Annotated in this window: 12 protein-coding genes; 6 read left to right on the forward strand and 6 right to left on the reverse strand. The window is 63.8% G+C overall.

What is annotated here, in order from left to right; all coding sequences use genetic code 11:
• The 4 genes from INE98_RS13775 to INE98_RS13790 all read left to right on the forward strand — a co-directional run.
• Positions 1-358 (forward strand): efflux RND transporter periplasmic adaptor subunit (locus INE98_RS13775; RefSeq protein WP_293539646.1); only part of this gene is annotated, 358 nt, incomplete at its 5' end.
• A 23-nt stretch (positions 359-381) separates the two neighbouring features.
• The gene (locus INE98_RS13780; protein WP_293539647.1) at positions 382-1,065 is read left to right on the forward strand and encodes an ABC transporter ATP-binding protein; all 684 of its coding nucleotides are present in this window, start codon (positions 382-384) and stop codon (positions 1,063-1,065) included.
• Complete coding sequence (locus INE98_RS13785; protein ID WP_293539648.1) at positions 1,062-2,231, forward strand: ABC transporter permease; 1,170 nt, start codon at positions 1,062-1,064, stop codon at positions 2,229-2,231. Before INE98_RS13780 ends, INE98_RS13785 begins: the two co-directional genes overlap by 4 nt.
• Positions 2,232-2,242: 11 nt before the next feature.
• Entirely contained in the window at positions 2,243-3,421 is a 1,179-nt protein-coding gene (locus tag INE98_RS13790; protein ID WP_293539649.1) for an ABC transporter permease, read from the forward strand.
• 22 nt (positions 3,422-3,443) lie between these two features.
• Here INE98_RS13790 and INE98_RS13795 read toward each other — a convergent pair whose 3' ends face one another.
• A complete protein-coding gene (locus INE98_RS13795; RefSeq protein WP_293539650.1) occupies positions 3,444-5,069 on the reverse strand; it encodes a hypothetical protein in 1,626 nt (541 codons plus the stop codon).
• Between the two features lie 81 nt (positions 5,070-5,150).
• A complete protein-coding gene (locus INE98_RS13800; protein WP_293539652.1) occupies positions 5,151-6,119 on the reverse strand; it encodes a class I SAM-dependent methyltransferase in 969 nt (322 codons plus the stop codon).
• A 78-nt stretch (positions 6,120-6,197) separates the two neighbouring features.
• Here INE98_RS13800 and INE98_RS13805 point away from each other — a divergent pair, with 78 nt between their 5' ends.
• Together INE98_RS13805 and INE98_RS13810 are read left to right on the forward strand one after the other, a co-directional pair.
• Positions 6,198-6,887: a response regulator transcription factor gene (locus INE98_RS13805; protein WP_293539654.1), complete on the forward strand. Its 690-nt coding sequence runs from the start codon at positions 6,198-6,200 to the stop codon at positions 6,885-6,887.
• Positions 6,874-8,253, forward strand: a complete 1,380-nt coding sequence (locus INE98_RS13810) for a HAMP domain-containing sensor histidine kinase (protein WP_293539656.1) — start codon at positions 6,874-6,876, stop codon at positions 8,251-8,253. Before INE98_RS13805 ends, INE98_RS13810 begins: the two co-directional genes overlap by 14 nt.
• A gap of 349 nt (positions 8,254-8,602) precedes the next feature.
• On the opposite strand, the gene INE98_RS13815 is transcribed toward INE98_RS13810, so the two are convergent.
• The 4 genes from INE98_RS13815 to INE98_RS13830 all read right to left on the reverse strand — a co-directional run.
• Positions 8,603-10,159 (reverse strand): hypothetical protein, encoded by a 1,557-nt coding sequence (locus INE98_RS13815; protein ID WP_293539657.1) that lies wholly within the window; start codon positions 10,157-10,159, stop codon positions 8,603-8,605.
• Complete coding sequence (locus tag INE98_RS13820; RefSeq protein ID WP_293539658.1) at positions 10,156-11,535, reverse strand: toll/interleukin-1 receptor domain-containing protein; 1,380 nt, start codon at positions 11,533-11,535, stop codon at positions 10,156-10,158. Before INE98_RS13820 ends, INE98_RS13815 begins: the two co-directional genes overlap by 4 nt.
• Positions 11,536-14,832 carry a DUF499 domain-containing protein gene (locus INE98_RS13825; RefSeq protein WP_293539659.1) on the reverse strand — a complete coding sequence of 1,099 codons (3,297 nt, stop codon included), beginning with the start codon at positions 14,830-14,832 and terminating at the stop codon, positions 11,536-11,538. It abuts the gene before it with no gap.
• 14 nt (positions 14,833-14,846) lie between these two features.
• On the reverse strand, positions 14,847-15,049 hold a 203-nt coding region (locus INE98_RS13830; protein WP_293539661.1), incomplete at its 5' end, for a hypothetical protein.

A 15,049-nucleotide genomic window follows, 5' to 3' on the forward strand; every position in this document is an offset into this window, starting at 1 on the left:
GCCCTTCTCCGGCGTGGTCATCGACAAGGCTGCGCAGGCGGGGGAGATCATCTCGCCTCTCTCCGCGGGCGGAGGCTTCACCCGCACCGGCATCTGCACCCTCGTGGACATGGACAGCCTTGAGATCGAGGTGGATGTGAACGAGGCGTACATCGGGCGCGTATCCGCCGGCCAGAAGGTCGAGGCCGTCCTCGACGCCTATCCGGAAAGCCGCCTGCCCGCCCGCGTGATCGCGACCATTCCGGCGGCCAGCCGGGACAAGGCCACCGTCCGGGTTCGCATCGCCTTCGAAGGCCGGGATGCGCGCATCATTCCCGACATGGCGGTCAAGGTGACCTTCATCGAGACGAAGACCTGAGCCCCGAAAACCCAGAGCGCATCATGACCGACTTCATCAGGCTGACCGACGTCTGCAAGTCCTACACCCGCGGCAAGGAGTCCATCAGCATCTTCGATCGGCTGAACCTGGTCATCCCGAAGGGCGACTTCGTCGCCATCATGGGTCCGTCCGGTTCCGGCAAGACCACGCTGCTCAACCTTCTCGGCGGAACCGATCGCTGCGACAGCGGGCAGATCTCCTTCGACGGTGAGCGGATCGAGGGCTACTCCGAGGGCCAGCTCACGGCCTGGCGCGCCCGGAACGTCGGATTCATCTTCCAGTTCTACAACCTCATGCCGATCCTCACTGCGGCCCAGAACGTAGAGCTGCCCCTCCTCCTGACTTCCCTGCCCGCGCAGCGACGGAAGGAGAACGTGACCACCGCCCTCAAGATCGTGGATCTGGCGGACCGGGCCCGGCACAAGCCGAAGGAACTCTCTGGCGGTCAGCAGCAGCGGGTCGCCATTGCCCGCGCCATCGTCTCCGACCCCAGGCTCCTGCTCTGCGACGAGCCCACCGGCGACCTCGACCGATCCACGGCGAATGACATCCTGTCGACGCTGCAGCTTTTAAACCGCGAGCTCGGGAAGACGATCATCATGGTCACGCACGATCCTGAGGCGGCGCGTTTCGCCACCCGCACCCTGCACCTGGACAAGGGCCAGTTCGTGGAGGTGACGGCGTGAATGATCTCTATCTCGTCTGGAAGAACCTGTTCCGGAAGCCGCTGAGGACGGTTCTGCTGATCATTTCCATCTTCATCGCCTTCCTGATTTTCGGCCTGCTGGTGGGGGTGAATGTCGCGCTCAACCGCGCGACGGAGACCGGTTCGGCCAGCAACAGGATGGTCGTCGCCAACAAGATCAACTTCACCGAGTCCCTGCCTATCGCCTACCTCAACCGCATCGCCACCATTCCGGGGGTGACCGCGGCGACCCACCAGAGCTGGTTTGGCGCCTATTTCCGTGACCCGGCGCAGAGCCGGTTCGTAGGCTTCGCCGTAGACCCGGGGTCCTACACGGCCATCTTCGCCGACCAGATCAGGCTGGGCCCGGGAGAGCGCGAGGCCTTCATCCGCGAGCGCACCGGGGTCATTGTCGGACGCTCCCTCGCCAACCAGTACGGCTGGCGGGTCGGTCAGACCATCCCGATCAGCTCGGACATCTATTTCCGGCCTGACGGATCGCGCAGTTGGGACATGAAGGTGGTCGGGATCTTCGACGGCGCCAAGCCCACCGATCCGACCAACGCGCTTTACTTCAACTACGACTACCTCAACGAAATCCGCCCCTTCGGCCGGGATACGGTGGGCACCATCTCCGTTCTGACCGCGTCGCCCGACATCAATGACCAGGTGGCCAAGGCGATTGACGCCACCTTCGCCAATTCACCCTTCGAGACCTCGACCGTGGATGAGAAGACGTTCTCCAGGGCCTTCCTCAAACAGGCGGGCGATCTGAACTTCATCATCACGATGGTCGTAGCGGCGGCCTTCGCAGCGATCCTGATGATCGTTGGAACAACCCTTGTCTCCGCAGTCAGGGAACGCACCAAGGAGATCGGCGTGATGAAGACGCTGGGTTTCCCGGGCCCCAGGGTCCTTCGGATGGTTCTGGGCGAGTCTCTCCTGCTGTCCGGACTGGGGGGCCTCCTGGGACTGGGAGTCGCCGCCCTGGCGCTCAACGGTCTTTCCCGATCCCCCATCGGCGAAACCTTTGGCGCCCTGTCCATGACAGCGCCGGTCGCAGCGGCGGGTATGGGCCTTGCCCTGCTCCTGGGTCTTGTGACCGGGCTCGTACCGGCTCTCTCGGCCCTCAGGATGAACATTATCGACGCCCTCGGGCGACGCTGAGGAGTCCTCTTGTGAGCCTTCTGAACCAGACGGGATCGGTCATCCTGATGAACATCCGGTCCATCCCCCAGCGGCTCTGGATGTCGCTGGCGACCGTCGTGTCGATTGCCCTGGTCGTGGCCGTCCTCCTGGGTTTCCTGGCGCTCGCGAACGGCTTCAGCCAGACCCTCAAGGGCTCGGGTTCTCCAGACGTCGCCATCGTGCTCAGGGATGGATCGCAGTCCGAGATCAACAGCACGCTGTCGCGGGAGCAGATCGATCTCCTGGGTCAGGGACCCGGCGTACGCGCCGCAGCCGACGGCGGCCCGTTGGTCTCGGCAGAGCTGCTTCTCATCGTCGACGGCATCAAGCGATCGACGGGAACCAAGGCCAACATGCCCCTGCGCGGTATTGGTCCCAATGGCCTGGCCGTCCGCCAGCAGGTTCGGCTGAAGGAAGGCAGGATGTTCGCGCCGGGGTCGAACGAAATCGTGGTGGGCGCGGGCCTCCTGCGGGAGTTTTCCGGCTTCGAGATGGGCAAAACGGTCCGCTTCGGCGCCCAGACCTGGCGCGTGGTCGGTGTCTTCGAAGCGCCCGGCACGGTCTTCGAGTCGGAGCTCTGGGCCGATGCGCCGGTCGTCCAGAGCCTGTTCAACCGCGGCTCGACCTTCCAGACCGCCCGGGTCGCCCTGAACAGTCCGGCCGACCTCGCAGCCTACACGGCCTATGTCGGATCCGACCCCAGGCTCCAGCTGCAGGCCCAGAGCGAACAGGCCTATTTCGCCGCCCAGGCGGAACGCTCCGGCCTGCTGATCCGCTACGTCGGCTGGCCGCTTGGGATCATCATGTCAATTGGCGCCCTGGCTGGGGCCCTGAACACCATGTACGCCTCCGTTTCCGCCCGGGCGACGGAGATCGCGACCCTCAGGGTGATCGGGTTCTCTGGCGTCTCCGCCTTCATGGGCACCATGTGCGAGGCGCTGGTCCTCTCCTTCATCGGCGCCCTCCTGGGAACAGCGGTCTGCGGCCTCCTGTTCAACGGTCTGTCCGCCTCCACCCTGGGTGCGGGGTTCACCCAGGTGGCGTTCCGACTGCAGATGGGACCGGAGCTGGTGCTCCAGGCTATCGTGCTCGCCCTGGTGATCGGCTTTGTGGGAGGCATGCTGCCCGGAATCCGGGCGGCCCGCCAAAGGCCTTTGCTGGCCCTGTGATCGCGGGGCGCCGGAGAGCTGATCAAGGCTCCCGCGCCAGACAGTAAAGCCCGTTGTCCAGGTCGGCCGTGAAACAGACGGAGCCGTCAGCGCGCACCGCCACCCCTGTGGCGGCATAGGGCGGCGGGGTTCCGGGGCTGGCTGCAAGGCCGATCGGGAGGTTGTCGGCGATGACCTTGCGAAGACCCTTGCCGAGGTCGATTTCCGTCAACCGGCGGGCGCCGGCCTCGGCGACCACCAGGCTGCCCCAGGGGGTGAAGGCGAGACCCTCTGGCAAGGCGAGGCCATCCGCCGCCAGGGAGACCGCCCCCGTCTTCAGGTCCACCCGGCGGATCGCGCCCGCCGCCTCGCTGACATAGAGAGCGCCGTCCGGCCCGAGAGCCAGCTGGGTCGGCCCCGCCAGGCCCTTCGCCAGGGTGCGGCGAGTGGCGTAGCCCGGGCCGCTGGCCAGGGTGATCTCGCCGACCGCGATCTCGGTGATGGCGATGGCGCCATCCGGCAGAAACTGGGCGTCCATCGGAGCCCTGAGACCGTGAAGGACCGCGACGGTCTTCATGTCCGGGCGTTCGAGGACCTGAACCGACCCGCTGAACCAGGAGGTCAGCAGGATCCGCTCGGGACCGAGGCCCACGGCGAACGGATATTCGAGGTCCGAGGCCTGCATCCGGTGAATGTCGCGGACCGCCCCCGTCCTCAGGTCCACCTGCCGGAAAGAGAAGATGTCGGCAACCCAGGCGGTGTCGCCTTCGATCTTCAGGCCGGCGGGGACGGCGAGCTTGCCGGACAGCAGGGTGCGCAGGGCGCCCGTCGCCGGGTCGAAGGCCTGCACCGCATTGTCCGCCATGTTCGAGACGTAGATCGTCCCATCCGGGGCGATGGCGAGGTTGTCCAGGGCGGTGGACAGTTTGCGCACCGCGGTCCTGCGCCCCGTCGCAAGGTCAACCCGGCTCAGGTCCCCCGCCCGGGTGTCCACCACCCAGAGGTTGCCCTTGCCGTCGAGGTTGACCGCCGCCGGGACCTGGAACTCGCTGTTCAGGACGGTGAGGTCGCCGTTTGCGGGGTTCATCCGGGCAACCGCGCCCTTGAACCACAGGGGTCCGTAGATCTGGCCATCCGGCCCGACCTCGAAGCCGTTGAAGCCCCCCAGGTCCTTGGCGATGAGCCGGGGCGCCTTCACCCCCGCCACGTCGATCTCCCACATCGCGTCGGCCAGGAAGACCTGGCTGGCGTAGAGCTGGCCGGTCTTCATGTCGAAGGCCAGAGAGTTGATCCCGGTCAGGTCCCTGGCGAGGACCCGGATGGGGGCGCCTTCGGTCTCCCGGTATCGGATGACGCCCTGCAGGTAGGAGGTCCAGGCCAGTTCGCCCCTCGGCCCGATGGCGATGTCGTCCGCCTGCCCCTCCGGCGCGGGGATGTAGACCTTGGCCGCGCCGGTCGCCCGGTCCACCTCCCACATGTCATTACCCACCACAGTGCCGGCAAGGACGCGCCGGTCGTCTAGGACCGCCAGGCCGTGCACGCCCTGGAGGGCGGACGGGGGAACGACAGCTTGAGGAGGCCCCCACTGCCCGGCCCCGGAGACAGAGCTTCCGGCAGCGGTGAGGGCGATAACAAGGCCCAGCGCCGCCATTGTGCGCCTGACGTCCATCCTGATCCCCCCATCAAGGCCCCTAGGTTGGCCTCAAGCGGGATGATCACCTCGTGGATCCGAGGAGTCCATACACCCGGTCTAGCCGCCGGCGGTCATGGTGGCTGTACGAAACGTGTCGCGCCGCCAGTTTCGGAAGCGACGCCCGGCGGCCCGGAAGTAACGCCCCGAAAGGATGTAGGCGGCGATCGAGGCGTCTGGATAGCCCTCCGCCAGAGCATGGGCGAGACCCGGGGGAGGCAGCGGTGCAGGACGCTCATCCGGCCTTGCATGCCGGAAGATCGCTGTTGTGTCGGTCAGGGGCTCTCCGTCCGCCGGCACAAGCCCGTGCCTGGCCGCTGCGGCCTGCAGTGTCGCCGGCACGAATCCATGCACGTGCGCGAAATGAAACCGCTCGAAGGCCGGGCGGTCATTCGGCCGCATGTCGGGAACGGAGAGGAACAGCGCGCCGCCGGGCGCGAGCCATCGGGCCATGGCGCCGATGGCGTCAACAGGCGCGCGCAAGTGCTCGACGACGTGGTTGGACGTGATCAGGTCGAACCGCCCCTCGGGAAGGTCGACGGCCTGCCAGGGCGCATTGATGACATCTATGCCGTGCGTCTCGCGGGCATAGCGCGCGAACACTTCACCCGGCTCAATCCCGACCACCGTGCAGCCCTGCTCGCGGGCCAGCATGAGAAACTCGCCAGACCCGCAGCCGAAGTCCAGAACCCGTTGGCCCGGCTTGATATAGGCCGATAGCTTCGTCAGGCGCGCCCGTGCGTCTCGCAGGGAACGCGTGGTGTGAAACTTCGGTGGGGCCTTCGACGCCATCTGGTAGTCGGCCCGGTACTCGCTCCGATAATAGGCCTCGAGCTCGGAATCGCTGGGCATCGGCTGGGTGCGCATCAGTCCGCATTCTGCACAGGCGACCGTGCCGAGCTTTTTCCAGCGTCGATCCTTGCGACAGATGTCAAGGGCCGCATCCGATCCGCAGAGGTTGCAGGCCGCCGGCTCCCCTTTGTAAGGATAGGCGGTGAACGGGATGATGTGCGATAGGAAGTGGGCCATGGCGCGCGGGTCCAGGTCTGCGGGTCCGGACCCCTGCTATGCGCCGCTCACCTTGCCGCAGCCTGACAGGCCTTTCCGGTGAGGGTCTTGCTCGTCGAGGACCATGAACGGCTCGGCGAGAGCCTTCGTGAGGCGCTGAAGGCCGCACTGTTCACAGTCGACTGGGTGCGCTCGCTCGAGGACGCCGCAGACCTCGCCGACCTCAATCCCTATGAACTGGTCCTGCTCGATCTTGGCCTGCCGGACGGTGATGGTCTTGACCTCATCCGCACCTGGCGGGCGGGCGGGCGCACCACGCCTGTTCTGGTGCTCACGGCCCGGGGAGAACTCAACGACCGGGTCAGAGGGCTTGATGAGGGCGCAGACGACTATCTGGTGAAGCCGTTTGAGCTGCGCGAAATGATCTCACGTTGCCGCGCCCTGTTGCGGCGCCCCGGCGGCCTGGCTGCGACGTGCGTCCGCCTGGGCGCACTGGAGGTGGACATGACGACGGGCGCGGCGACCTTCCTCGGGAAGCCGCTCGCATTGAATCGACGGGAGCAGCAGTTGCTCCTGGCGCTCGTGCGCCGCCCTGGCCAGGTCTGCTCGCGCGCCTATCTGGAGGGTGCGCTCTATGATCACGCGGCCGATCCGACCATGAACGCCCTGGAGGTGAGTATATCGCGCCTTCGCGGAACACTGCGCGCATCGGGGTTGCATGACGCCATCCGGACGGTGCGCGGCGTCGGCTACGTCTTCCAAGGGGCTGGCCCAAATGCTGCGTCCTGAGGGCTGGTCCCTCGCACGCCGACTTCGCATACGCCTGCTGCTGGCGACCCTGGCCGTAGCGCTGATGACGCTCCTGGCCGTCGGCGCCCACTACGGCTCGGATCACTCCGACCTGCGCCAGCGCAAGGTGCTGGAAATGGCCGAGACGATCCGTTCGATTGCCACGCAGATCGATGACCCGGCGCGGGTCACGGAAGCGGTGGCCGCGGCGCAGCCCGAGTACGCCAATCACCCGACCGCCTATGGGTGGCGGATCGAGCGGGAAGCAGGACCTGTCCTAGCCCAGTCGGGTTTCCCCTGGGCAGAGGTGGACCCGCTACTCCCGCGCGATCGTCCGGCCGAGTGGACCGAGAGGACGGCGGACGGCGCCTGGCTTGCGGGCGCAGCCTTCGACAGGGATGGAGAGCCCTGGCATGTCGTGACCGCCGTACGCGGGGATCCGGCGGGCCTGTTCTGGCGTCTCGTGCTCAATGAACTCGTCATGCACGTGGTCCTGCCGATCCTCCCGCTGGTCCTGCTTGTCTTCTGGATCACCAGCAGCGCAATCGGACAGGCATTACGACCCCTTGAAGACCTCTCGCGGCAGGCCCGGAGCATACGCGCGCTGCACGACCTGCGCCCCCTGAGCGTCGAGGCGGCGCCTGCGGAGATCAGGGAACTGGTGGCGGCGCTCAACGCAGCGCTCCTGGCGCTCGCACAGGCGCGGGACAGCGAGCGCAACTTCCTGCTCGACGCCTCCCACGCCCTGCGAACGCCCCTCGCCGCTCTGAAGGCAAGATTGGAACTGAGCGAGCAGACACTCCAGAGATCGGCCATTGAAGCCGACATAGAGAGTCTGATCCGGCTTTCCTCCCAACTGCTCGCAATGGCCAACTCGGAACGACTGGTCGTGGATCCCCATCGGCGGATTGACCTGCAGTCGGTGGCCATCGAGGTCGCCTGCAAGCTGGAACCGCTGGCTTACGCCTCGGGGGTTCGCCTCGAGGTCATGCGCCTTCCCGGCTCAGTCCTTGTGAGGGGCGACGCGGATGCGCTGGCCCACGCCCTGAGCAACCTGGTCGATAACGCCATCCGCCACTCCCCGCCCGGAGGCTGCATCGCCATTCAGTTCGGCGGAGATCCGGCCGGACTCGAGGTCCTGGACGAAGGCCCGGGCATGAAGAACTCCCCGGACACGTTCCACCCGACCCGCTTTGCCCGGGCGCCCTTCATCAATGGCGCCGGCGCCGGACTGGGCCTTTCCATCGTCAGCCGGATCATGGCCGCACACGGCGGAAAGATGACGATCCGGAACCGTGAATCCGGCGGCCTGTCCGTACGACTGAGCCTGCCCTGTCCGGTCCCGGTGACACCCGGAGCGGGATAAGCGAGGGTCGAGCAGGTCTCCGCCGGATCACCCTACTCCCACTCGATTGTCCGAATTCCCCATAAGTCTTTGAAAATTCAATGGTAAGTGCTCATTCTGACGGTCATTCTCCGACTGTGAGTCCGTCAAAAAGTTACGCTTTTGATTTCATTGAGAAAACTGCCAGAAAAAATATTTTCACGGCTCCGGCATCTATCGAGGTCAATCGCCCCTCCGACCCAGTTTTTTGCTTGCCCAGGTTAACACAGGAGGATGCCCGAAAGTACCGTCAGTTCTCTATAGCAGGACTCATTCTTCGGATCGAGTAGCCCGGGAACGGTGAGAGTGGCCAGCGCACGTCCGACGCCCCCTAAACGTAGAACTTGAACGGCTGTCGCTCTGCTCCCGTAGCGCTGCCCATGGTTAGCACTTCGCCGACCTTGTCCGCGAAACGAATGGTGACCGGTAACCCGTCGCTGAAATTGCAGGCGTTGTAATTGATTTTCGTGAGACCCAGTATGTCTGCCAGTACCGTCTCAATAGAGGGATAGTCACCGCTCGCGCGGAGCACGGTCACGAACAACGGGTTCGGAGTCTCTGGACCGATATAGGTGTCGATACGTGGCGCATACCCCGTGGTCCACAGATAAGCGTCTTTGTCTCCGAGCTGGATCGCCGTGCCGCGCAGGCACGGATAATCGCCGTCGCGGAAGAGCTTGGTCTCGCCGTGAGTCGATTGTATACGCACGCCTACAATATTGGTTCCGTCGGGCGCGGCCTTGCTAAAGGCCTCCCATTCAGCGTCGTTGAACTTTGTTCGGCCGTGAATGAACAGCTCTTTTGGATAAGTTCCGAAGCGTTTCTTGTAGGTATCCAGAACCGTCTTGATCAGGTTTCCGGCCGCAAGATCGCTGAGGTGAAACTCTCTGTTTTCAGTCTGCCACGGCCCGTTCGCCCCGCGAAAGACGACCCCGTCTCCTTCGCTCAGGAACATCTGCGCCGCACAGCAGGCGTGATTGTCAGCGTGATTGGGAAGGAGCTTAAACACCAAGCCGACGTAGCAGACGCCTGGCCGCATACGGGCGATCTTCCAGGGGGGCTCCGCCTGCGTTTTGTAGAACAAGCCTGTGGCCAGATTCCAAGCAACGGTGGCGGAATCCTGAGTTCCACGTTTCGGATATCCCGCCTTGTTCAAGAACTCTTCAGGAGCAAGGGTTGTCTCGCGAATAAGCTGAGATGTCATGCCCAGCTTTAAAAGCTTCGCTTTGACCTGCCGGTGGAAGTCGGGAATGTCATCGAACACTGCTTCAAGCGTGTCATCAATAACACCGACCAGTAGCGGAAGGTCGACACGCCCCTTCTGGCGCCGGGACAATTCCCCCTTGAGAAGCTCGACCTTGCGACGCTGACCCGCAACTGGGCGGCAGGTTTCGAAGACGATTTCCGGCACAACGAAGATCCAAACGTCAACCGTCCGCTCCTCATTTTTCGCGTGGCGCTCAATCGGGTCGATGAACAGCTTGGTTGTTGTGGCAACTGCCTCGTGATGGTTCTCGATCGCAATCGCAGCACGGATATCCGCAGGATCAATCTCGCATTTAATCATAGCGCCCCGATCGGCGCGGATGCCAAAGGCCTCCTCGAGACCGGGAAAATCCGACAGATGAAGCCGGAACTCTTTGTCGCGCTGACCCCGAGGCGGAATTGCGACGGGATTGCTGATTGCATCGAGCCAGCGGCAAAGGAGTTCTAGGCCATGTTTTGTGCCAACCGCACCTATCGTAATCTGCGGACGATCGGGCTTTGACGCAGGCCCGTAAAGCGTAAGGCCATCCTTCGGATGATCCGAAGCCTGCCCGTGCCCAAATCCCAGCGGTGGTTCCGGAATGTAGAGAACCGGAACGGATTTCTCGGAAAATTCGATCAAGCGTCCTCCTCCTCGAAGTGGCCGCCGAGCGTTGTGGGATCGGCTTCTTCCGCATCCTCGCCCAGTCTGTTGGTCTGGCGCGCGGTCACAGGCGCTGTGAACTGGATCGGCATCGCATCGAGAGTGATGCTGCCGCCCGAGCCGACGGCAAGGTCGACATACGGGCTGTCGCCAGCCAACAGCTCCATGAAGGCCATCACACGCCCATGCCATGCCTTGTTCCGCCAAGCTGAACAGATCGAACGCCGAAGGCGAAACTGAGTCTTGGGGTCTGGAATAGCGATCGGCTTGTTGTGCTCGCCGATGTCAGAGAACAGTACACGGCCTTTGAGCCGCATATGAGGGTAAGGGAAGAGGCTGGGAATGACGCTTACACCATATTCCCAGATCTTCTTGCGGGCGACACCGCGTAGCATTGAATTGCGGCTCTGACCCTGGCGCCCCCATGAGACGCGCTTCTTGAGGCCCAATCTTTTGTCGCCAACGTGGAAGGACAGTCCGCTTGAAAACGAATGAGCAAGAAGCCCTTGGCGGGCGCAATGCTTCTCCCATGCCTGGCGCAAGAGATTCATCATGATTGACCGGGCATCGCGACTGTCGATCCCCGCGTCCGATGACCCGTTCTCGAGTAGATTGAGAACATCAAAGTGACTATCGGCGTGAAACGGCCCCACCCGCTCGAAATGTTCCGCCAGGTCCATTGGGCTGGCGAAGGTCAGGAAACCGTCGCCGAATTCGGCCATCGGGTATTCAAAGGACGCGCTGAGCTTACGCAGCAACGCCTCATTGGCACGATTGTTAGGCACCAAGTGATTGAGCTTGTCCGGCATCCTTAAAATCCGGAGCCAATTGGACGTCAGAACCTCGGGAGCCGCCTCGATCTCGACTGCGCGCCGCCGCAGATGTGCGTACCATTCGGGCTGAATGATGCCGCCGCCCGCCTTGGGCACTTGCTGCCTTTCGAGCGATTTGAGCAAGCTTGCCAGCCCCTGCGCCCAGCCGCTCTCGAAATCGACATACTGCAGGCCGCCGATGCCGAAGAGCTTTTGGAAGGTACGCATCTTCAGCGGAATGATGAAGTTGGGATCCTGGAGTTGTTTCGTTAGGTCTTCCGCGATGGCGATCTCCTCGCGAACACCCCTTCTGGCGAGCGTCTCGTCACTACAGCACAGCAGCATCTTGATCGCCCGAGTCTGAAGCGCAGCGGTCAGCTTGCCGCGCCATTCGTCCCCGGCATCGAGATCGAAGATGTCTGCAAATACCCTGTAGCCGGCGGCTTCGAGCCGCGGCGCGAGCCACAGCACAAACTGGTCATCACCAGGCGTAGCCTTGGAAATGAAAATCAGGTCGCGCTCAACAGGCCCGCCCCCACTCATCTACTCGACTGCCTTGTCGATGAACCCGAGCGTGTTGGCGTTCTCAACGAGAGTGCGCACCTTCGCCCGGTCGAGCCCTGATGGAACCTCGGCGTCGATCTCAAGCCTCAGCTTCACCGAACTCCCCGGCAGCGTTGTGAGCTGCTCGACAATGGCTTCGACAATCTGATGCATGTCGCGAGCTGGGCGCTCCGGCGAGATCATGACGCTCCCGGTAAAGCGGGTTGGCTTCCTGTCAGCAGGTGCGGGCTGGGGCGTGCCACCCGTTGGCTGTGTTCCTGTCTCAGGCGTCTTCTCACCGGGAACCTCCGTGCCCCCGCCACTTCCGGGCTGTACCGGAGCCGGTCGATGGGCCTCGGCCACGGCAGGTTTCACGATGACGCTGTCGCTGTCGATCACGACTGCCGCGTTAGCGGCCCGCTCGATGGCTAGGCCCAGATAGGTGTCCGACTTCTCGTCCCATCTTTCTGAATAGGCGAAAGGCCCCGGGATCATCCCGCTTACTGAGGCCTGCACGGCCTTGATCAGAACCTCCTGGTTCTTCAGACGCGGCAGATAGATGTAGCGATTGAGATACTCCCGCAGATCCTTGAGCGAGAGATGCGGCTTGCCGTTCCAGATGTACTTCTGGAGATCGCGATCAAGGCGCGTGGGCCCGAGTTCCGTAAGCAACCCTTCCTCGGCCACGAGCTTCTTGCTGGCTCGCGCCAGCAGCCCGTCCTGAGCCGGGATCTTGCCCGAAACCCATTCGACATCGGCTTGCGCGCTCTCCTGCGCCGGATAGTGAAGATAGCACCACGCCTCTTTCAGGCGGGTCTTCATCGTCTCGTTCGATTCAGCCAGCTTGGCCTTGGCCAGCGCGCTGTCGCTCTGCGTGAGGTTCAGCCGCTCGGTGTCGCGGACGATCTCGCCCCAGGCGAGTGACGCTCGCACCGCGTCTTTCAGATTGTCGAGCTGGCGAGAATCCGCGGCGATAAAGACCAGCATGTTGCGATAGACGCGCGGCGTGCTGCCACGCTGCATCAGGATGTCCTTGGCTTCGACCAGCGCCTCGGATCCCTCGCGGCCATTGTGCGGATGCGCAACGCCCAGCACGACTGCCCGCACGCCTCCAGCTTCGTCCGGTACTTCTGCAGACGAGGCCGGCGCCACCTGAACGGCGTCGAAGTGCCCGCGATCAGCGAGGCTGTTCACATACTTGCTCAGCTCGCTGTCGATCGTCATCAGGACGAGTGCCGTCTCGATCTGCGCTGCCTTGTCGGCTGCGATACGATTGAGGCTCGCCGACATCGAGTACCAGTAGCGCCCGAGATCGGCGTGCATAAACTTGGCCTGGTTGGTCAGCCGCCGCAGCGCGTCGCCAAAGATCGCCGGCCGCTCACCCGGCTGCACAACGCCAAGGTTGATCTGCTTGTCGTCTAGGCCAGTGTTCTGCTGCTGGTGCGTCGGCGCCGTCCCCATGAAGATCGCCCGAGCAACGCGCCTGGTCGCGGAATAGCGGTTCAGGTTGGGTGCCGACTGGTCGATCTTGTAAGGCGTGGACGCGGTGCCATCGACATCACCGGCGATGATCGACTGCCAGGTCACGTCGAGATAATGGAGCAGCTCCGGCTCAACGCGCGGCGAACTCACCGCGACGCTACCCGGCATGATCATCACCGACGGGTCGCCATTCATCCAGAGCTCGTGGATGGCCTGCGCCATCAGGCGCAGCACGCCGCGCGTCCGCTGGAACTTCTCCAGCGATCCCCAGCTTGTGTAGAGCTGGTCGAACAGCTCGGGATGGATCGGATAGGCTTTCTCCAGTTTGCGCCGGTAGTCCTCGTCGGCGCAGCCCTGCGGAAAGTCGTTGGCGTTCTCGCGATAGAGCTTGGCGAACTGCTTCAGCGTGTTGTCCCGGTGATGGAACTTGTCGCCAGAAATCTCCTTGAAAAGCCGCCGCCGGACGATCTCATAGCTCTCCTCCTGGCTGGCGGGCCGCCATGACGATTCGACACGGCTGAAGGTCTGCTTGAGACGCGCGAGCGCCTCCTGACCGCCTTCGCCGCCGACCTCGATCTGCGACGCCGGCAAGGATGCGACCAGCAATGTGCCGGGGCTGGCCTTGACCGCTTCGGTGAGCGACTGGACGAACGAGAGGTTCGCGTCGAACGAACCCGATGGCAGCCCTTCGACCCGATAGATCTGCCGCAGATACGCCACCCACTCGTCGATCAGGATCAGGCACGGAGCGTACTTCTTGAAGATGGTCTCGAGCAGGTGCGAGCCTGGCGCGATGCCATTGGCATCATTCTCCGCAACCATGTCGAAGGCTTCGGCGCCGCCGAGCTGCCACGCCAGTTCACCCCAGGTCGTCCGGATCTTGCGGCCGCCCTCGGCATTGAGGACGTCCTGCGGCCCGCGTGAGGTGCCAACCAGCACCGCGCGCTTGATGTTCTTGGGTACAGTCAGTTCGTGCTTCTCGAGTAGCTGATCGAGGCCCGATAGATCCTGAACCGGCGTCGGCCCTGCCATGTGGTAGAGGGCCAGCATCGAGTGCGTCTTGCCGCCGCCGAAGTTGGTTTGCAATTCGACAACCGGGTCGCCGCTGCTGCCCGACAGCCGCTTGGCCGCGCCGACCAAAAGCGCGCTCAACCCCTCGGTCAGATAGGTGCGGCTGTAGAACTGGCGCGGGTCGCGATACTCGGCTGGCGCGCTGCCCGAATGCACCTTGGCGAGATCGGCGGCGAACTCGGCCTGCTGGAACTCGCCGGTGGCGACATCCTGGTGCGGCTCCACCACCTCGCGCCACGGAAGCAGTCCTGCCACCGTCTCGACGGAGATTTCCAGCCGCTGGGTCTTCCGCCGTTCCTCGTTGCGCTGAAGCTCGGTGAACTTCGTCCGCAGGATGGTGTCGCGCATCTTCGATAGCTGCTCGGCGGTCTCGCCGGCGCTGATCGCCTCCATCAGCCGGCGCATGGAATCGAGCGCGCGCTCGGCATCGTCGTAGGTGAAAGTCTCATTGTGCGAGAGCTTGTTGCGGACGTCGCTCAGCTCATTCACCCAAGACCGCTCGGCGCGGCCGAGGACTGCCCGGAACCCGTCATTCCAGAAGCGATCCATCGCGTTGAACAGCGCGGCCTGGTCCCAGCCGACCTCTCCGTTGCTGTTGGGGCGCAGGCTCGGGAGCTTCTCCAGAACCTGGACCTGCCAATGTCCCTTCAGCGAGCTTTCCAGCCGCTTCTCGACGAACGGAATGAGGGCTGCGGGCAGCAGCTCCATGCCCTCAAAAACATATTGGCGCGTGCTCTTGGCCACTGTCCCGTTCCCCCTCAGATATCCAGCCGGATCTGACGATCCCCGCTCGTGTCGTGGATCGCCGCGGCCTGCCGCGTCAGCTCCGTCCAGTCGGCGATCAGGGCATTGTAGGCCGTGGCCTCCTTTGCATCCTTCCGCTTGTTGGCGCTGATGTCATAGAGGCAGTAGGCAAGGTCCTTTACGGCCTCGGCCTTCGCGTCGATCTTCTTCAGCAGCA

Origin of the sequence: Phenylobacterium sp., from assembly GCF_020253645.1 — a bacterium.
GTDB lineage: Bacteria > Pseudomonadota > Alphaproteobacteria > Caulobacterales > Caulobacteraceae > Phenylobacterium.